21 protein-coding genes are annotated in these 18,293 nt (G+C 64.3%); 10 read left to right on the top strand and 11 right to left on the bottom strand.

The features are described from left to right. Positions 1–32: 32 nt before the first annotated feature. From I6F35_RS30605 to I6F35_RS30595, 3 genes are all read right to left on the bottom strand, one after another. On the bottom strand, positions 33–788 hold the full coding sequence (locus I6F35_RS30605) for an LssY C-terminal domain-containing protein (RefSeq protein WP_225121429.1): 756 nt from the start codon (positions 786–788) through the stop codon (positions 33–35). Positions 789–913: 125 nt separating this feature from the next. Continuing rightward, positions 914–1,636, bottom strand: a complete 723-nt coding sequence (locus tag I6F35_RS30600; protein ID WP_225121362.1) for a thermonuclease family protein — start codon at positions 1,634–1,636, stop codon at positions 914–916. Positions 1,637–1,829: 193 nt separating this feature from the next. Then, positions 1,830–3,551, bottom strand: a complete 1,722-nt coding sequence (locus I6F35_RS30595) for a hypothetical protein (protein WP_225121361.1) — start codon at positions 3,549–3,551, stop codon at positions 1,830–1,832. Between the two features lie 378 nt (positions 3,552–3,929). On the opposite strand from I6F35_RS30595, the gene I6F35_RS30590 reads away from it, so the two are divergent. Beyond that, positions 3,930–4,766, top strand: coding sequence for a caspase family protein (locus tag I6F35_RS30590; protein ID WP_225121360.1), 837 nt, complete (start codon positions 3,930–3,932; stop codon positions 4,764–4,766). A gap of 207 nt (positions 4,767–4,973) precedes the next feature. On the opposite strand, the gene I6F35_RS30585 is transcribed toward I6F35_RS30590, so the two are convergent. Next, the gene (locus tag I6F35_RS30585) at positions 4,974–5,846 is read right to left on the bottom strand and encodes an HlyD family efflux transporter periplasmic adaptor subunit (protein WP_225121359.1); all 873 of its coding nucleotides are present in this window, start codon (positions 5,844–5,846) and stop codon (positions 4,974–4,976) included. A 109-nt stretch (positions 5,847–5,955) separates the two neighbouring features. On the opposite strand from I6F35_RS30585, the gene I6F35_RS30580 reads away from it, so the two are divergent. The 5 genes from I6F35_RS30580 to I6F35_RS30560 all read left to right on the top strand — a co-directional run bounded on the left by I6F35_RS30580 (position 5,956) and on the right by I6F35_RS30560 (position 8,061). Then, positions 5,956–6,216, top strand: coding sequence for an AbrB/MazE/SpoVT family DNA-binding domain-containing protein (locus tag I6F35_RS30580; RefSeq protein WP_225121358.1), 261 nt, complete (start codon positions 5,956–5,958; stop codon positions 6,214–6,216). Further along, positions 6,213–6,518 carry a PIN domain-containing protein gene (locus tag I6F35_RS30575; RefSeq protein ID WP_225121357.1) on the top strand — a complete coding sequence of 102 codons (306 nt, stop codon included), beginning with the start codon at positions 6,213–6,215 and terminating at the stop codon, positions 6,516–6,518. The genes I6F35_RS30580 and I6F35_RS30575 overlap by 4 nt, the downstream gene beginning before the upstream one ends. Positions 6,519–6,892: 374 nt before the next feature. Beyond that, positions 6,893–7,093 carry a hypothetical protein gene (locus I6F35_RS30570; protein ID WP_225121356.1) on the top strand — a complete coding sequence of 67 codons (201 nt, stop codon included), beginning with the start codon at positions 6,893–6,895 and terminating at the stop codon, positions 7,091–7,093. A gap of 22 nt (positions 7,094–7,115) precedes the next feature. Then, a complete protein-coding gene (locus I6F35_RS30565) occupies positions 7,116–7,550 on the top strand; it encodes a DUF1772 domain-containing protein (RefSeq protein ID WP_225121355.1) in 435 nt (144 codons plus the stop codon). A gap of 262 nt (positions 7,551–7,812) precedes the next feature. Further along, positions 7,813–8,061 carry a hypothetical protein gene (locus tag I6F35_RS30560; protein WP_225121354.1) on the top strand — a complete coding sequence of 83 codons (249 nt, stop codon included), beginning with the start codon at positions 7,813–7,815 and terminating at the stop codon, positions 8,059–8,061. 71 nt (positions 8,062–8,132) lie between these two features. Here the strand turns inward: I6F35_RS30560 and I6F35_RS30555 are convergent, their stop codons facing one another. The 5 genes from I6F35_RS30555 to I6F35_RS30535 form a co-directional block, all read right to left on the bottom strand. After that, entirely contained in the window at positions 8,133–8,318 is a 186-nt protein-coding gene (locus I6F35_RS30555) for a hypothetical protein (protein ID WP_225121353.1), read from the bottom strand. Between the two features lie 651 nt (positions 8,319–8,969). Further along, a complete protein-coding gene (locus I6F35_RS30550) occupies positions 8,970–10,481 on the bottom strand; it encodes a murein L,D-transpeptidase family protein (RefSeq protein ID WP_249792782.1) in 1,512 nt (503 codons plus the stop codon). A gap of 226 nt (positions 10,482–10,707) precedes the next feature. After that, the gene (locus I6F35_RS30545) at positions 10,708–11,670 is read right to left on the bottom strand and encodes an acetyl-CoA carboxylase carboxyltransferase subunit alpha (protein WP_225121427.1); all 963 of its coding nucleotides are present in this window, start codon (positions 11,668–11,670) and stop codon (positions 10,708–10,710) included. Positions 11,671–11,856: 186 nt separating this feature from the next. Continuing rightward, entirely contained in the window at positions 11,857–12,807 is a 951-nt protein-coding gene (gene xerD / locus I6F35_RS30540; protein ID WP_225121352.1) for a site-specific tyrosine recombinase XerD, read from the bottom strand. A gap of 16 nt (positions 12,808–12,823) precedes the next feature. After that, a complete protein-coding gene (locus tag I6F35_RS30535) occupies positions 12,824–12,970 on the bottom strand; it encodes a histidine kinase (protein ID WP_225121351.1) in 147 nt (48 codons plus the stop codon). Positions 12,971–13,110: 140 nt separating this feature from the next. Between I6F35_RS30535 and I6F35_RS30530 the strand changes: the two genes are divergently transcribed. The 3 genes from I6F35_RS30530 to I6F35_RS30520 all read left to right on the top strand — a co-directional run bounded on the left by I6F35_RS30530 (position 13,111) and on the right by I6F35_RS30520 (position 16,305). Next, the gene (locus tag I6F35_RS30530) at positions 13,111–13,740 is read left to right on the top strand and encodes a shikimate kinase (protein WP_225121350.1); all 630 of its coding nucleotides are present in this window, start codon (positions 13,111–13,113) and stop codon (positions 13,738–13,740) included. Beyond that, complete coding sequence (gene aroB, locus I6F35_RS30525) at positions 13,737–14,885, top strand: 3-dehydroquinate synthase (protein ID WP_225121349.1); 1,149 nt, start codon at positions 13,737–13,739, stop codon at positions 14,883–14,885. The genes I6F35_RS30530 and aroB overlap by 4 nt, the downstream gene beginning before the upstream one ends. Positions 14,886–14,952: 67 nt before the next feature. Beyond that, the gene (locus I6F35_RS30520) at positions 14,953–16,305 is read left to right on the top strand and encodes a hemolysin family protein (protein ID WP_225121348.1); all 1,353 of its coding nucleotides are present in this window, start codon (positions 14,953–14,955) and stop codon (positions 16,303–16,305) included. 172 nt (positions 16,306–16,477) lie between these two features. Here the strand turns inward: I6F35_RS30520 and I6F35_RS30515 are convergent, their stop codons facing one another. Both I6F35_RS30515 and I6F35_RS30510 read right to left on the bottom strand, forming a co-directional pair. Further along, entirely contained in the window at positions 16,478–16,837 is a 360-nt protein-coding gene (locus I6F35_RS30515; protein WP_225121347.1) for a hypothetical protein, read from the bottom strand. 265 nt (positions 16,838–17,102) lie between these two features. After that, complete coding sequence (locus I6F35_RS30510) at positions 17,103–17,378, bottom strand: BolA family protein (RefSeq protein ID WP_225121346.1); 276 nt, start codon at positions 17,376–17,378, stop codon at positions 17,103–17,105. Between the two features lie 108 nt (positions 17,379–17,486). Between I6F35_RS30510 and I6F35_RS30505 the strand changes: the two genes are divergently transcribed. Further along, positions 17,487–18,140, top strand: a complete 654-nt coding sequence (locus tag I6F35_RS30505) for a DnaJ domain-containing protein (protein WP_225121345.1) — start codon at positions 17,487–17,489, stop codon at positions 18,138–18,140. The last annotated feature ends 153 nt before the right edge of the window (positions 18,141–18,293 follow it).

Genomic DNA, 18,293 nt, shown 5'->3' with positions numbered 1-18,293 from the left:
CTTCGCTCCTCGCAATGACGGCAGGAGAAGCATTATTTTCCAATCGCGTTGGCGACTGCATGCCAGATCTGATCCTTGATCTCGATCGCCGGCGGGCTCGCGATCGTGGTCGCCGGCCCGTCGCGCGGCTTGCATGCTTCCACCAGCCGCAGGATCCAGATCTCGCCGTCGGTGTAATAGAGGTCGCCGCCGCCGTTGCGGCCCGCGATCGTCGGGCCGATGCCTGTGACCTGATATTTGGCGCTCACCATGCGGGCTTTTTCCAGGTCGGCCATGAGCAGCGCCCGCTCGGCATCGAGGTCGGGACTGATGTGGTGGGTGATCGCGCCGGTATAGTGGCTGACGCCGACGCTGCGATCTTCCGTGGCGGCGCCGAGCCACACCGGGCGGCCTTCCTCGCCCTTGTCGAGCACCTTCCAGAACCGCACGTGATTGCGCCGATCGGCGCTGTTTCCGATCGGCTTCTCGAAGGCGAGGTCTTCGCGCCGGCCGAGATAGAAGAGATTGCTGACCGGCGCGTCGCGATAGGGGCGGTCGAGCAGCACGCTGCCGACGATCTCGATCGATGATTTCAGCGTGATCGGATCGGCGGGGTACCAGCCCGCGGCGTGCATGGCGCAGACCACGTCATACTTGTCGCCGATCAATCCGATATTCATGGGGTCGCCGGGAATCCCTTGCGCGGTGCGCGTCACCATCGGCAGATTGGCGAGGCCCTTCTGGTGCTCGTGATGAGTCCAGAGCGCCGGCAGCACCAGATAGGCGGCGAGGCCGTAGAGCGCGAGCATCAAGACCAGCAGCAATTGGATGCGCCGGACCCGTTTCCGCCGCGCCGAAGGTTGCGCCTTGTCGTCGAGCTCTGTCACCGTGATGCGCTCTCGAACCGAGGTTGCGCAGCCAGTTTAGAGCCTGCTCACCGTCTTGTCTCGCGGCAGCCGGCGGCTTCCGCCTCCTCGACCGAGCAGAACCAGCGCGTGCCCTTGGCGATCTTCATCTGGATCTTGGCGTACCAGCGGCTTTGCGGCGTGTGATAGATGCATTCGCCCGCGGTATTCACATTGCCCTTGATGGTGCAGTCCGGCGAGGGCGCGACCGGCCCCGAGGCGGAGGCGAGCAGGATGGTGCGGGCGTTCTCCGGCGGCTTCACGGCGCCCAGGATCGACGTCTTCTTGTTGCGGATGCGCCAGTCCCACGGCGCGATGAAGGCGCCCTGCCACATGCCGTGCTTGGCTTCGCGCGCGGCTTTCTCGTCGGCCTCGTAGTCGTGCGACAGCCGCGTATAGGCGAGCGCCCAGCCGTTTGCCACCAGCCATTTCTGGATGTCCTCGCCCTCGGCCTCGCAGCGTGCCACGGTGCGGCCGCGGCGGTCGGTCGCGCGGGGATGGCAGGTCCAGCTCTTGTTGCCGGCGTGCTTGATCAGCTCGTCGCGCGCGGCGACGCCGCAGGTCCAGCGCTCGCCATGGATGTTGAGGCAGAGCTGGTCGGTGGACGGCGCGTCGATGCCGCCGAGCCGGATGCGGGCGGTGCCGATCTGGATGTGATCGCCCTCGCGGATCTTCGGCACGCCGGTGATGTCGGCGGCCTGCGCCAGCGCGGGCGATAACAGAAGGGCGGCGATGAGGAGCAGCGATCGCATCGGCAAGTTCACTGAAATTGGCGGGCGATTGTGCGGAGATTCGGTTGGCCGAGCCAGTGCGCAAAATCACGCCATATCTTCAACTTCCCGTCATTGCGTGAATCGTGGCCCGGGTGGAGCGCAGCGCAACCCGGGACGGACGATCCGCGGATGCGGTGTCCCCGGGTTACGCTGCGCTCCATCCGGGCTACGGTCATCGCGTCATTGCGCGCCGCGCCAGCGCCAGCGCCATCAGCACGAAGGCGGAGGTCACCTCGGGCCCGCCCACCAGGATCCGCGTCGGCGTCTTCATCTTGTTCCACTCATAGGCCTTGAATGGTCCGCGCCTGCCGCCTTCGCCGAAGCTCGCGACGATGCAGTGCAGCGCCGGTGTGAAGGTCGCGACTTCGGCGCCAAGATGCGCCAGCGCCATCAGCGCCAGCGCGGCGTCGAAGGCGTTCATCTCATGCGCGATCAATTCCTGCTCGACGTAAAGCAGCACCTGCGCGCGGATCATCGCGAACACGCCGGCCGGATCGATCAGGCGTTGCGCGGTGAGCGGCAGCGCGATGAAGGCGGCGTAGCAGCGCCCGAAATAGGCGCAATACAGCTCCGGCAGATAATAGATATGCGAGCGCGGATTCCTGAACGCGCCGCTTTCCACCAGTCGCCGCTGGAAATCGATGATGCGGTGCACCGTCTCCAATCGTTGCGGCGTCTCCAGGATGCGCCAGCGCACCAGGTTGCGGAAGCTGACCTCGAGGATGTCGAGGTTCAGTGTCGGATCGAGGTCGTTGCCGTAGGGCCGGTCGCCGGCGAGATTGTCGATCCAGGTGACGATGCCGCCTTCGTAGTCGATATTGTCGTTGAGCGGCACGGTGACGCGCGGCTCGTTCGCCCCGCTCCTCACCTGGTAGCCGCGGTAGAAATCCAGCAGCGGCTGCCCCAGGATCGGGTGCTGGCTGCCGGCCTGCGTCGCCGCCGAGAACGAGCAGGCGGTGGTGTCGCAATCAGGCACATAGATGCCGAAGCCGAGATCCTGCTTGATCTGGGCGAAGAAGCGCGAGAAGCGCGGATGCGGCAGGGGCGCGAGCGCCGTGATCACGTTCACGGTCGAGCCGTCATGCGAGGGCACCTCCTCGGCGCTGATCCTTAAGCAAAAATCAACCATGTCGGCGATTGCCCCGCGCGCGGCGGTGGTTTCCGCACCCGACGCCAGCCCGGTCTCGACGAAGCTGAGCAGCGCCTCGGTGAAGAACGCATCGTAATAGGCCGAGCGGTGGCGGATCTGCATCGGCTCCCACATCGGCTCGGCAATGCCGCGCCAGGGCGGGTTGATCAGCGCGCGCGCCGGCGAATGCGCGATGAAGATGCGCGCGAGGTTGAACAGCAGCGTCGAGTTCTTGTAGCCGCGCGAGTTCAGCCCGGTCAGCGCCATCAACAGTTCGCGCCCGCCCATATCAGGGTCGCCGATCAGGTTGAACGCCGCATAGGTCGGGATGAAGCCGTTCTTCGCATACGCCCGCAGCAGATGCGCGCCGCAGGCCCGGATCACGCGCTCGATCTCGCCCGCCGTCGGCGCCCGCGCCGGGGTCGCCACCGCGGGCAGCGGATGCCGCACATCGATGTCGTCCATCAGCGCCGCAACGGGCGCGCCGATCGCCGCCCAGTCCGGCGTCTCGGCGTCGCGTGCCTCCCGCAAAGCCGCCTGCAGCGCGCCGAGCCGCGCGCTGTCGCGCAAGGCCGGCAGCCCGGTCCGCCGCAACAGGCCGCGCAGCGCCGGATTGCCGAGCGCGGTCCGATAGAATTTCCCCAGATGCGCATCGCCGCCGCGATATTTCAGCAGCAGGGGATCGCAGACGTCGTACAGCGACGGCCCATCCTTGCGGACCGTGAGCGCCCGGCACACCGCCCCCGCAATGTCACGAAAACCCATGCCACCCCTTTCTGGCACGCATGATCCGGACAGGCCGGGGAACCGGCCTTTCCGAAAAATCCTGCGCAATCCAAGGAGGCCCGCCCAGAAGCCCCCGCAAACCTTTGAATCGCAGCACAAAATCGCGGGAAACACAAATGTGACGCCGATCACAATTGCTGCGTTTTGGCACAAACATTTACCCCGGCGCATTACGGATAAGGCCGAAGGGTCGAATCAGGTTGCCCCGGAAGGCTGAGCGGGTTAAGGGTTTCTGTGTTGCGGTGCCGCAAATTGAGGACAATTCGCCGGCACTCGATGAAGCAACCCCTAAAACCACAGACGGCTTTGACGCGACTACCCAGTCGCGCCTTGGTCAACGATTGGGATCCGAAACGCATGAAGTTCAGGCAGCCCTCCCTTTCCCACCGCACGTTCGCCGTCGCCGCCGCTTGCGTTGCGATGGTGTCGCTGGCGATTGGTGCGCATGCTGCGCTGAACAAGCGGTCGCTCGATGCGGCCAAGATGGTCGCGACCGAGCAGGGCGGCGTGCCCGCGCAGGCCTCCCGCGTCGCGCTGATCATCGGCAACGGCCATTATCCGGATGCGAACCACCCGCTGCAGCAGCCGATCAACGACGCCCGTGAACTGGGCGCGGCGCTGCGCGGCAGCGGTTTCGACGTCGACGTGGTCGAGGATGCGACCAAGGACGACATGAACCGCGCGATCGAGCGGCTGAAGGCGAAGGTCGGGCCGGAGACGGTGGTGATGCTGTTCTTCGGCGGCTTCGGCGTGCAGGCCGGCCGCGAGAGCTTCATGCTGCCGGTCGACGCCGCGATCTGGAAGGAAGGCGACGTCCGCCGCGATGGGCTCAGCGTCGAGCAGGTTCTGGGCGCGATGGACGAGAAGGGCGCGAAGGCAAAGCTCGTGGTGCTCGATGCCTCCCGCCGTAACCCTTACGAGCGCCGCTTCCGCTCCTACAGCCACGGCCTCGCCCCGATCAGCCCGCCCGAGAACACGCTGGTGATATCATCGGCGACCCCGGGCAAGGTCATCGACGAGCCCAAGGCCGCCAGCAGCCTCTTGGTCTCCGAACTCCTGAGCAATCTGAAAACCCAGCCCGGCATCGAGTCCGCCTTCAACAAGACCCGCGTCTCGATCTCCCGCTCCAGCGAAGGCGAGCAGGTGCCGTCGGTCTCGTCGTCGCTGCTGGAAGACATCCGCCTCGGCGGCTAGCCTTTTCCGCTTGCTCGGTTTACCTCTCCCGCCTGCGGGGGAGGCGTAGGCCGCCTTTGGCGGCCGTTCTTAGAGAAACGCCGAAGCGAAGCTTCGGCTATGGCGAAGCGCCGGGTAGGGGCTCTCTCCAGGCGGGGGCAGTCCCAATGCGGCGGCACCCCCACCCCGACCCTCCCCCGCTACGCGGGAGAGGGAGCGCACCGCTTCCTACTTCCCCTCCGCGCTCGCCATCACCGGCCGCACCGGGTCGCCCTCGCGCAGCAGCGCGCCCGCGCGCGCCACCACGATGTCGCCTTCCTGCACGCCCTCGCGGATCTCGACCTGTCCGGCCTGCATCAGTCCGGTCTCCACCCGCCGCGTCTCGACGCGGTCGCGCTTGACCACCTGCACCACGGTGCCGGCCGAGCCATAGAGGATCGCGGTCAGCGGCAGCGCGACGCCGCAGCTCTGCCCGGTCTTGATCTCCGCCCGGCCGCCGGAGTTCACCAGGAGCCGCCGCGGCGCGTTGATGCCGACCACCACCTGGCCGAGTTGGCTGTTCGGCTCCACCGTCGGCGCCACCCGCCGCACCTTGCCGTCCATCTCGCCGGCGCCGATGACCTTGATCTGCGCCGTCTGGTTCGCCTGCAGCTTGCCGAGGTCCCGCGTCGGCACCATGCCGATCAGGTCGAACTCGTTGCGCGCGATGATCGAGAACAGCGCCTCGCCCTTGCCGCCGGCGATCGTGCCGACGATCGCGCTCGAAGCCGAGATCGTCCCCGCCACCGGCGCGGTGATGTTGAGCTGCCCGCCCTCGGGCAGGTTCAGCCGCGCCAGGATCTGCCCCGCGGTAACATTATCCCCCGCATCCGCCATCACCTCCGCCACCTTCAACCCGAACCTTTCAGGCCGAACCTGCGTCTCCTCCCGCGCCATGATGATCCCGGATACTTCGACGATATTGCCGAAGCAGGTTTTGGAGGCCTTGAGCACGGTGACGGTCGCGCCTTTCGGGGACTCGGGCTCCTCGGCGGCGAGGGTGGGGGAGATCGCGGCGGCGAGGAGAAGTGATGTAACAAGACGGGCAGAGAGGCTGCGCATTGGATTTCGTTCCCGCGTTCAGCTCCATCGATACCAGACGGCTCTTGAACGCGCCAAGCGCCGCGCGATATATATCACTGGTATCTATCGAAAACCGGAGAGGCGGACCATGACTGCAACTGCCAAGCTGTTCATGCATGGCCGCAGCCAGGCCGTACGCCTGCCCAAGGAGTTTCGCTTCGAGGGCAGCGAGGTGCGCGTCAGCAAGGTTGGCGACAAGGTCATCCTTGAGCCGATCAAGAAGCAGCCCATAGACCTCGACAAGTTCTGGGCCGAACTCGACGCGCTCGGCGCAAGGGACTTTCTGCCGGACGGCATCCCGGACGAGCCGCCGGCCGAGCCGGACCCGCGCATCTTCTTCGACGAATGATCTGCCTCGACACCAACATTGTCATCGGGATCGTGAACGGACGCAGTCCGTCACTTCGCCACCGGCTCGGCGAGCAGGTACGCGCCGGCACCTCGATCGCGTTGCCGGTCGTTGCCCTGTTTGAAATGCGCTACGGCTTCGCCAAGAGCGGCCGGCGCGAGCACAATGAACGCCTGCTCCAACGCTTTCTTGGTCTCGGCATCGATGTCCTCCCGTTCGAAACCGACGACGCTATGCACGCCGGCGAAATCCGCGCCGAACTGGAAAGCGCGGGCACGCAATCGGCCATTACGACTATCTGATCGCGGCCCAGGCACGCCGGCATGGCGCCGCACTGGTGACGCTCAAGACACGCGAGTTCTCGCGCGTGCCGGGGCTGATCGTGGTGGATTGGGCGGCGTGACGGTGGGGGGGCGGCGTCGGTGGATGGACGAGCATATCCGGTGATTCCGTCAATAAGTGTCGATCCCATCAAAACCGGCAGGGTCACCAGAACTTGTTCGACCTGATCGCCTCTCCGATTTTGGGCCATGCCTTGACTAGAAAGCTTCAGAAGCCTGTTTCGATCACGACGTACCAAACTATCGAAATGACTATCGCCAACAAGCGGTATGGATCATTTCGGCTCGCCGGCCGACGCGCTGCGAGGTCCGCCAATATGAGGAAGGGTGATCCGATGAAGGACGAGTACGACTTCTCGACCGCCGAGCGCGGCAAGTTCTTTCGCAAAGGGGCGCGTCTGATGCCCCCGGTCTATCTGGAACCGGAGGTGCTCGAGTATCTATGCGAGCGGGCCTCGGCGCGAGGGGTGTCGCTGAGCTCGCTGGTTAACACGCTGCTCAAGCAACAGATCGAGTTGATCGACGCGGGCAAATAGCAGCCCCCCGGTGGAGGGAAAGATGACAGCCGGACTGTTCGCCCTCATCGCCGCGGCGGCGTTTGCCGGCGCCGCGTTCTATATCAACGTCGCCGAGCAGCCGGCGCGGCTCGGGCTCGACGATGCGAGCCTGCTGCGGCAGTGGAAGCCGAGCTATGCGCGCGGCTTTGCAATGCAGGCAAGCCTTGCCGTCATCTCGGCGCTATCAGGCTTTCTCGCGAGCTGGCAATTGCAGGATTGGCGGTGGTCGCTGCCGGCGGTTCTGATGCTGGCGAACTGGCCCTATACGCTGATCGTGATGATGCCGACCAACAAACGCATCGCGGCGTGGCCGGCCGAACAGGCCAATAGCGAGTCGCGGGCGCTCATCGTCTCCTGGGGCGGGATGCATGCGGTGCGCACCGCACTTGGTCTCGTCGCGACGGCGATGTATCTCGCGCTCACTGTCGCCAGCTAGAGCACGATCCGGAAAAGTTGGAGACCGGTTTTCCCTCGCGACAAACGCGAAGCGTTTGCGCGGAGATCATGCTCAAACAAGGAACACAGGAGCAGGGTGAACTTTTCGAAGGAAAGTCATCAAGCTCTGGTGCCGCTCACGCTGCGCTGCGCACACGAATCCGTGAGCATCAAGGCCTCCCGCTCCAGTTGTGAAACGGTTCATACGCTCATCTCCCGCATCGCACTAACCTACGTCATCGGATCAAATGACGGAGTTTCTGATGCAGAGATTTCGCATTCATCTCTCGCCGGAAGATTGGCGGAGTGCACGGCGGTGGACGCTGGCATCGGTCGGCGTTTACTGCTCGCTGCTGGCGGGTTTCATCCTCTACGTCGCGTTCACCGCAAAGCCGGATGTGGAAGTCGCGGCTTTCTCGTCCACAGCGAAGGCCAACGTCGCCGGCGTGGAACGTGCGGACAAGCGGCCGTTCTCGGTTTCGCGTCGCGGCTGCGACAAGGCGGTCTGCTGACACGCAGACCGCCACTCCTCGAGTGGATTGAACGCATCTCGCCTGGGGCAGGATCGATGTGGCGCGCAGCGCTACTTTCCGGCCGCTGCTTCGCGCGCCAATCGCTCGGCTTTCAGCCGTTCGCGATTCCTGTGAAAGGCCTCCTGCGCGAGCTGATGTTCTCGCATGGCCTGTTCTGCGTCGCGCCGTCGCTCGGCATCCCTGGCCTTGCGTTGCTCCGGCGTTGGCTTCTCACGGGGCGTGTATGAATCCGACATGCCGCTTCAACGCCCGAAGCGATCAAAGGTTCCCTTCATGTTGCGCGAAGAGGCGAATTTTCTTAATCCAATCAATACGATTTGCCCCGTCCAGTCGGCACGTGAAAAATATGCCGCTTCGTTTTCACCCCAAATCACCTCTATAAATCCACCGTCCCGCCCGGCAAGAGGGGCGGATCGCGATCGTCACGAACGCGCGGCGGGATGCGGTGGACGCGGGTGCTGTGAACGACGAACGCAGCTATCCGTGGACGGCGAAGTCGTGTGGTTCTGGCGCCCCGACGCTGGCGCTAAGTTTTTTGCGCAAACAAGTTTGCGCAAGAGGCGACGGTGGCAAGAAAGCCCGGTCACCGAGAAGAGCACGAAGTAAGCCGTAAAACCACTGCGCAGGGAAGGCCGGCGTTGCTCCGGTTGACCTGTGGTCCTACCCCCGTGCTTTTTGTTGCACGGGGCCCACGGGTGCAATCGGCACCCGGCCTTCCCTGCGCCCTCACTCCGATGAGAGGGCGAAACGAGACGCAAAGCTCGGGCGCAACGCGCCGCGAGAACGCGGCTTCACACCCCTCGCTGTTTGAAATTTGAATCCGAACGTCTCCGCGTCGTGCTGGCCTTCGCCAACAAGAGACCGGCGTCAGAGAGCCGCGCAGCGCCTTACTTCATCGCCGAGAAGCGGCTGTCGAAGGAGTGCGGCTGCACGATCGGCTGCGAGCCGGAGAGCTGGGTGTCCCTGGCGGCCGGCGCGGCTGCGGCGGTGGTCGAGCTTGCCGGCGTGTCGGTGACGGTCGGCTTGAGCGCCGGCTTGGCGGCGGCGAGCTTGGTCTCGGCCGGCTTCGGCGCCACGCGAACGACCGACGCCGGCTTGGCCTCGGCACTCCTGGTTTCAGCGGCTTTGGGCTTGGCGGCCGCCGCGGGTGCGGAGGGCGGCAGGCTGGTGGCGGCGGCGTTGGCGTCGGCCGTGGCGCCGATTCCGACCTTGCGGGCGAGGTTGGAGAAGAAGCCTTCCTGCTGCTGGTCCGACTTCGACGCGGCCGTGGCGGAAGCGACCCCGGTCGATGACGTCGATGAGGTCGTCGACACCGCCACCACCGGCTCCTCGGGCTGCGCGAGATTCGGCTTCGGCGGATTGACGGTGGACGGGATCGTGCCGGGGGCGCGCGCCAGCGACAGTGATTGCAGGCTCTGGCTGTCGCCGCCCTCGGAGAGGCCGGTACTGCCCTCCGGCAGCTTGGACGCGAAGATCTTGTTCATGCCGCCGTCGATGCCGGTGTTCATCCGCGCCACCGGCGTGCCCTTGGAGATCAGCTTGGCGACTTCGGCCGCCTCCTGCTGCTGCTTTTCGCGGACGGCGCTGGCGATCTCGTCCGGGATCACATAGGCCGGGCATTTTGCGGACGCATCAAACACCGGATCGCGGGTGGCGCCCGGCGGCTTGGTGGCGTCGAAGACATATTTCCTCTCGCAGAAGTCGACCTTGGGCTCCTGCTTCGTCACCTCGAAATGGTCATAGCCTTCCTTGATCATCTTCCAGAAGGGCATGTTCGGGTTGTTGCGGTGCTTGGCCATGTTCACCGGCGTCATCCGGAACGGATAGGCCTGGAGCTGGAACGCCTTCTGGCCGCCGAAGAAGGATTCGCGGCCCAGCGAATAGATCTCCGCGATCTGCTCGTCGGTCATCGCGTAGCAGCCGCGCGAAGAGCAGTCGCCATGCACCATGAGCTGCGAGCCGGTGCGGCCGAGCGCCTTGTCGAACGCGTTGGGATAGCCGGTGTTGAAGGAGAGATAGTAGGCCGATTGCGGGTTCATCTGGCCCGGGCTGATCGTATAGAAGCCTTCCGGCGCCTGGCGGTCGCCCTCGCGGATCTTCGGGCCCAGATCGCCTGACCAGCGGCAGATCGGATAGGTCTTCAGGAGCGCGAACTTGCCGGAGCGGTCCTGCTTCCAGACTTCGAGCTCGGCTTCCTGCTTGAACAGGCGGATCAGGATCGGCGATTGCAGATCCATGTCCTTCTCGGTCATGGCCGCGACCAGCTTCGGCGGCACCGGCTGGTTGGCCTTGGCATTCGATGCGAGAGAGATGTCGTCGCTATTGCAACCGGCGAGCATTACACTGGCCGCAAGGGCAGCCGAGGCCAGAAGCGCGCGAACCAGCGTGCGGTGATTCAAGTCCAAGCTCCACACCCACCAGACATTTCGGGCAACCCCAATTCGACCCGTATGCCTTGAAGCGATTGTTAAAATACTAACCTTTGGACTCCCGACCCGCAACCTGAACGCGGCAGGCGGGCCGGAACCATGACGGGCATGGTCAAGCGAAGGTTAAAGACCCCGCTCGGGGCCGAATTGCGGCTGAAATGGCGATCTGGAGCAAAATGCCGCGATTTCGGGGCGTCTAACCAAGCTTCCGGCCGATATCGAGAAACTTCTGGCGCCGCTGCTTGCGGATCGCGTCCGCATCAAGATTTCGTAGGTCGTCGAAGGCCTGGGCGATGGCATCGCCGGTGGACGCGATCATGGCGGCGGGATCGCGGTGGGCGCCGCCCGGCGGCTCCTTCAGGATCTGGTCGATCACGCCGAAGCGCAGCATGTCCTGCGCGGTGATCTTCATGCTGTTGGCGGCTTCCTGCGCCTTGGTGCCGTCCCGCCACAGGATCGAGGACGCCGCCTCCGGCGAGATCACGCTGTAGATCGCGTGCTCCATCATCAGGACGCGGTTGGCGGTGGTGATCGCGATGGCGCCGCCGGACATGCCTTCGCCGGTGATGATCGCGACATTGGGCACGCCCAGCGACAGGCAGGCGTCGGTCGAGCGCGCGATCGCCTCCGCCTGTCCGCGCTCCTCGGCGCCAATGCCGGGATAGGCGCCGGCGGAATCGACCAGCGAGAGCACGGGGATACCGAAACGATCGGCCATCTCCATCAGCCGGACCGCCTTGCGGTAGCCCTCGGGGCGGGCCATGCCGAAATTGTGCTTGATCCGGCCCTCGGTGGAGGCGCCCTTTTCCTGGCCGATCACGCAGATGCTCTCGCCGCGGAAGCGGCCGAAGCCGCCGAGCAGGGCTTCGTCGTCGGCGAATTTGCGGTCGCCGGCCAATGGGGTGAATTCGGTGATCAGCGCGCTCACGAAATCGGTGAAATGCGGCCGCTGCGGGTGCCGCGCCACCAGGGTCTTCTGCCAGGGCGTCAGGTTGGCATAGAGGTCGGCCAACGCCTGGCCGGCCTTCTCCTCGATCCGCGCGATCTCGTCGCCGATGTCGCTGCCGGAGGCAGCCAGCGTGCGCAATTCGTCGATCTTGGATTCAAGCTCGGCGACGGGTTTTTCGAAGTCGAGATAACTGCGCATCTGATCCGGCATTACGGCAATATAGGAAGGAACCTGGCGGGCGGCGAAGCGGGTCTTGGGTCTGGAAGAGAACTTATGTATCTTCAACAAGTTAACACGCAACCTCCAGCCGAGGCGCGTGGGCTGACCGCAAGCGGTGACGCTCTTTCCTGTGAGAAGCCGCCGAAGTCAAGGCGGATCGCGTCATCCGGCCTCTGGCTAGGCCTTCTCCGCCAGGGGATGCAGGTCGCGCACCAGGCTCTTCAGCCGCTCCTCGACCACATGGGTATAGATCTGGGTGGTCGAGATGTCGGTGTGGCCGAGCAGGGTCTGGACGATCCGCAGGTCCGCGCCGTTGTGCAGGAGGTGGCTGGCAAAGGCGTGCCGCAGCACGTGTGGGGAGACCAGTCGTGGCGAGAGGCCCGAAGCGGCCGCCAATTCCTTGAGATCCCGGGCAAAGTGCTGCCGCGTCAGATGGCCGCTCTCGCCGAAGGAGGGAAACAGCCATTTCGATGGCGTGGCCTTCTTCTCCGGCTTCATGACCTGCATCGCCGCGAGGTAATTGGCCATCGCCTGGCGCGAGGCCTCGTTCAGCGGCACCAGCCGCTCCTTGTTGCCCTTGCCGCGCACCACGATCATGCGGGCATCGCGCCGCGCCGCCGACAGCGGCAGCGAGACCAGCTCGGAGACGCGCAGGCCGGTGGCGTACAGTACCTCCAGCAGGCAATGCAGCCGCAGCGCGCGCAGCCGCTGCGCCGGCGTGGTGTCGGTTTGCGTGAGTTCCTTCGCCCGCGTCAGCATGCGGTCGACATCGGCGATCGACAGCACCTTCGGCAGGCCGCGGCCGCGCTTTGGGCCGGAGAGGATCGCGGCGGGATCGTCACCGCGAATCCGCTCGTTGAGCAGGAAGCGGAACAGGTGCCGCATTGAGGAAAGCCGGCGCGCGACGCTGGACGATTTGAACCCGCGGGTGTCGAGATCGCTGAGGTAGTCGCGCAGCGTCTGGGTGTCCGCGCCGGCAAAGTTCTTGCCGGCATGGGTGAGGAATTCGGCGAGATCCGAGAGGTCGCGGCGGTAGGCGTCGAGCGTGTTCTCGCCTGCGCCCTGTTCGGCCGCAAGCATGTCGAGGAACAGGCTGATCAGCCCGGCATCTGAGGTCCTGGAACGCATCCCCGAATCATAGCGGCTATTTCTTGAGGAACTTCTCCGGCGGGATCGTCACCGTCATTTCCCGCGGTTTCGGCGTCACGAAATTGGCCAGCGCGAAGATGATCCCGTAGCCGATACCGCCGATCACGGCGAGGACCGTCAGGAAGCGGAACAGGCTCGGCATATCGAAGACTCGGGAGGCGAATTAACCATCGCGATCATCCACCATGTTCCCTCCGCCGTTGCAAGGCTCTGGCAACGGTATCGGCGGGGGTAGTATAGGTGACCCGGAACGACAAAATTCGCCGAGAGACCGAGCTTTAGATGCCAGACAGCGCCGCACCGCTACCTGCGCTCCCGTCCCTGGAGGCCGAGATCCTGGCCGGCCTGGGGTCGCGATCGATCGTGCTGGTGGGCATGATGGGCGTCGGCAAATCGACCATTGGCCGGCGACTGGCGGCGCGGCTCAGGCTGCCGTTCACCGATGCCGATACCGAGATCGAGGCGGCGGCGGGCATGTCGATCCCGGAGATTTTCGAAACCCATGGCGAGGCCTATTTCAGGGATGGCGAGGCGCGGGTGATCGCCCGCCTGCTGGCGCATGGCCCCGGCGTGCTCGCCACCGGCGGCGGCGCCTTCATGCGCGAGGAGACCCGCAGCTGCATCCGTGCCAAGGCGATCTCGATCTGGTTGCGCGCCGATGTCGATGTCATCATGCGCCGGGTGCGGCGTCGGGCCGACCGCCCGCTATTGCAGACCGCGGATCCCGAGGGGACGGTCAACCGCCTGCTCGGCGAGCGTGAGCCGATCTACCAGAGCGCCGACCTGATGATTTCGTCGCGCGACGTGCCGCATGACCGGATCGTCGAGGAGTGTCTGGAAGCGCTGCATGGCCACCTCCGTGGCGACGGCACGACACAATCGGCAACCAACGGAATCAGCGTCCCATCATGACCGCGCCCTTGAAGCATTCGGATCCCATCACCGTCGATGTCGCGCTCGGCGATCGCGCCTATGACATCGTGATCGGGCGCGACGTGCTGCCATCGCTTGGCGCGCGCATCGCCGCACTTCGCCCGGGTGCGCGCACCGCCATCGTCACCGACCGCACGGTGGCCAAGTATTGGCTGGAGCCGGCCGAGGCGTCGCTTGCGGCCGCGGGCATCCCGAGTTCGCGCATCATCGTCGAGGAAGGCGAGGGCTCGAAGAGCTATGCCGGCCTGACGCAAGTGAGCGAAGCGCTGATCGCGGCCAAGATCGAGCGCAACGATCTCGTCATCGCGCTTGGCGGCGGCGTGGTCGGCGATCTCGCGGGCTTTGCCGCCGCCATCCTGCGCCGCGGCGTCGATTTCGTTCAGGTGCCGACCTCCCTGCTTGCACAAGTCGATTCGTCGGTCGGCGGCAAGACCGGCATCAACTCGCCGCAGGGTAAGAACCTGATCGGCGCCTTTCACCAGCCGGTGCTGGTTGTCGCCGATACGGCCGTGCTCGACACGCTGTCACCGCGTCAGTTCCGCGCCGGTTACGCGGAGGTCGCCAAATATGGCGTACTCGGCGATGAGGCTTTCTTCGCCTGGCTGGAAGCCAATCACGCCGATATCTTCTCAGGGAGCGCGGCGCGCGAGCATGCGATCGCAACCTCGTGCCGCGCCAAGGCTGCGATCGTGTCGCGCGACGAACGCGAGACCGGCGAGCGCGCGCTGCTCAATCTCGGCCATACCTTCGGCCATGCGCTGGAAGCGGCGACGGGTTTTTCGGATCGGTTGTTCCACGGCGAAGGCGTTGCAATCGGCATGGTGCTGGCGGCGGAATTTTCCGCCGCGCTCGGCATGATCGCGCAAGCGGATGCGGCGCGCGTAAAACGTCACCTCGCCGCGGTGGGATTGCCGACCCGGCTGCAGGATATCGGCGGCTTCGCCCAGGAAGGATTGGCCGATGCCGACGCACTGATGGCGCTGATGGCGCAGGACAAGAAGGTCAAGCGCGGCAAGCTGACGTTCATCTTGCTGTGTGCGGTTGGAAAGGCCGCGATTGTGGGAGATGTTGATCCCGCGATCATCCGCGCCTTTCTTCAGCAGAAGTTGTCGGAATCGGAATGAGAGCGACGTTGTCTGGGCGCATCGTCGGGGAGGCGTCGGGCAAAGTCGGGACGGTCGCGAGGCAGGCATGAATTCGATCGCGATCAATCTGCCACTTGCTCTTTTCTTGCTCGCTGCCAACGCGTTCTACGTGGCGGCCGAATTTGCTCTTGTGAAGAGCCGTGGCTTTCGCGTCAGAGCCATGGTCGAACAGAAGCGTTTCGGCGCGCGTTTGCTGCAAAGCATGATGGACAACGTTGAAGCCTATCTCGCTTGTTGCCAGCTCGGCATTACCATGGCTTCGCTCGGCCTCGGCTGGGTCGGCGAGCCGACCGTTTCGGCGCTGCTCGGGCCGGTTCTCAAACCGCTCGGACTGTCGGAATCCGCCCTGCACGTGACATCGTTCCTCGCCGGCTTCCTGGTGTTCTCCTCGCTGCACATCGTCATCGGCGAGCAGGTGCCGAAGACGCTTGCGATCCGGCAGCCGGTGCCGGTCTCGCAATGGATCGCCTATCCGCTCTACGTATCGTATCTGGTTCTCTACCCGCTCAACTGGCTGCTCAACAGCGCGTCGCGGGCGATTTTGCGCCTGGTGGGAGTGGAGGAATCCTCGCAGCATGAAATCCTTACGGATTCGGAGATCGAAGGGCTCGTGGAAGAATCGGTCGTGCACGGCGCAATCGAAAGCGGTGAGGCCGAATACATCCACAACGTCTTTCGCTTCGGCGACTTGGCCGTGTCCGATGTCATGGTTCATCGTACCGTAATGGTGACGATCAATGCCGACCTGCCGCCCGAGGAACTGGTGCGGGAGGTTCTGGCCACCGAATACACCCGGATTCCGTTGTGGCGCGAAAAGCCGGAAAACATCATCGGGGTGCTGCACGCCAAGGACCTGTTGCGCGCGCTTCGTGCCAATGATGGCGATGCGTCGAACATCGACGTTTCGACCATCGCGCTGCCGCCCTGGTTCGTGCCGGAGATGCGGCCATTGTCCGAGCAGCTCAAGGCGTTCCGCCGCCGCAAGACTCACTTCGCGCTCGTCGTCGACGAATATGGCGAAGTCGAAGGCATGGTGACGCTGGAAGACATCCTGGAGGAGATTGTCGGCGACATTTCCGATGAGCACGACGTGGTCGTCGCGGGCGTGCGCGCCCAGCCCGATGGCTCCGTGGTGGTCGACGGCTCGGTGCCGATCCGCGATCTCAATCGGGCGATGGACTGGCATTTGCCGGACGAGGAAGCCACCACCGTGGCGGGTCTCGTGATCCATGAGGCGCGCTCGATTCCGGAACGCGGTCAGAGCTTCACCTTCCACGGCTTCCGCTTCCGCGTCCTGCGCCGCGAACGCAACCGCATCACGGCACTGCGCATCACCGCACTGCCGCGTGAAGCCGAGGCGGAGGAACCCAGGCCGAAGCGCGCCGGAACGGCGTTTTAGTCAGTCCACGCATGCCTGCTCTATCTCCTCACCCTGAGGAGGCCGCGCAGCGGCCGTCTCGAAGGGCGAGGCCCGGATGTCCCGGGACGACTGGCGAAGCGCACAGGCATCGGGGCCTCATCCTTCGAGACGCGCGTCCCGCGCTCCCCAGGATGAGGATCGGGCAGGACGCCTATTCGATGTCGATGGTGACCCCGGAAAGCTTCCACGTGCCGTCGGCGGGAATAAAGGCGAGTTGATACTTCACCTGCTTCGGCGCGGTCTCGAAATGGCCCTTCAGGCGGAGCACGCCATTCTCGTCGATCTTCGCCTCCTCATCGGCGATCACAGGCTTTGCCACCACGGCGTCGAACACCGCATGCTTGTCGACGAGGTCCTTGAACACGGCCTGCAGCTTCTCCGGCGGAAACTGGTCGGCGAACGGCTTTGAGATCTTGGCGTGCAGGACTGCGAAATTATTGGCGGCGACTGCATCGCTCAGTGTCACCAGAATGCTTTTTATCAGGATTTCCTGAACGAGCGGACTCGGCATGGCCTGTGCCGCGACAGGTAGGGGCGCCCAGGGCGCCAGTGTTGCCATTACGGCCGTGGCCAATCGCAGATGCGCCCAGTGAACCATCTGACAGCCCCTTATGGCAGGTGGCGATGGTGCAATGAGCCTGCCCAATTCCAATGGAACTGGTCCATCGCCCAGGCAGCTATCTCTGATAAATGAAAACCGCGGCGCCGTCTTGCGCGACGTTGATCAAAACCGCAGTTCGGCCGTGTTCTTCAGCTAAATTTTCAGGCGGCGCTTTTCAGCGCGGCCTTTCCCCTGGGGCCTGTGCGTGGATCGCGAGCGCATGCACGCTATCCGCGAGTTCCTGGGCCAGCGCCACATTAATCATGCGGTGGCGCTCGATCCGGCTCTTCCCTTCGAACGCCTGCGATACAATATAAACTCGGAAATGCGTCTCGCCACCCGGCCGATGCCCGGCGTGGCCCTCATGCAGATGTGATTCATCCTGGACCTCGAGGCTTTCGGGCATGAAAGCTTCACTCAACTTCTTTATAATAGCGTCCCTTGTGCTCATGGCGGCGGCATAGTTCGAAGGCTGCGTTTCGTCAATGGCACGTCCGAAGAAGAGGTATTCGCAATGTCAAGACTTGAAGCATTTTGCATTGCGTAGTCAAAGTCAGTCATGCCGATCGATTCATCAAAATTCTTCGACTCCATTCGCATCAAGCCGACGAAGGTGAGTGCGAAGCGCCAGGCGCAGGCTGGCCAGGAAGCCATCACCTGCGAGTGGGCCGGCTGTCAGAACAAGGGTTCGCACCGCGCGCCGAAAGGCCGCGAGAACTCGCGCGAGTATTGGCATTTCTGCCTCGATCATGTCCGCGAGTACAACCAGTCCTACAATTTCTTCCAGGGCATGAATGCCGAGGCGGTGGCGCGCTACCAGAAGGATGCGCTGACGGGCCATCGCCCGACCTGGAAGATGGGCGCCAACACCAGCGCCAAGCGCGGCAAGGGCAATGTCGAGGATGATCTCGGCGGCGCCGCCGATCCCTTCAATGTGTTCGCCGAGCTCAATGGCCGTGCCGGCTGGCGGCCGGGCGCGGGGGCGCAGCAGGCCAAGCCCGAGACGCGCACGGTGATGAATGCCGAGCGCAAGGCGCTGCAGGTCATGGGCCTCACAGCCGAAGCGACGCTGGAAGACGTCAAGGCGAAGTACAAGGCGCTGGTGAAGCAGCACCATCCCGACGCCAATGGCGGCGATCGCTCGACCGAGGACCGCCTGATCGAGATCATCAAGGCTTACAATTATCTAAAGACGGTGGTGCGCGAGGCGTAGCCGACCCGTAGCCCGGATGGCGCGTTGAGACTGGGTAAGAATCTGAGCTTTTTGTAGGAACGAGTGTACGATTCGGTATGACGAATCGTAGGTTCAAGACCGGCGTCAGCCGGGATCAGGTCAGCCTTCTACCTGCACGGGTCGAAGATTATG

Origin of the sequence: Bradyrhizobium sp. BRP22, assembly GCF_020194175.1 — a bacterium.
In the GTDB taxonomy this organism is placed as follows: Bacteria; Pseudomonadota; Alphaproteobacteria; order Rhizobiales; family Xanthobacteraceae; genus Bradyrhizobium.
This window is presented reverse-complemented; position numbering and strand designations above follow the sequence as displayed.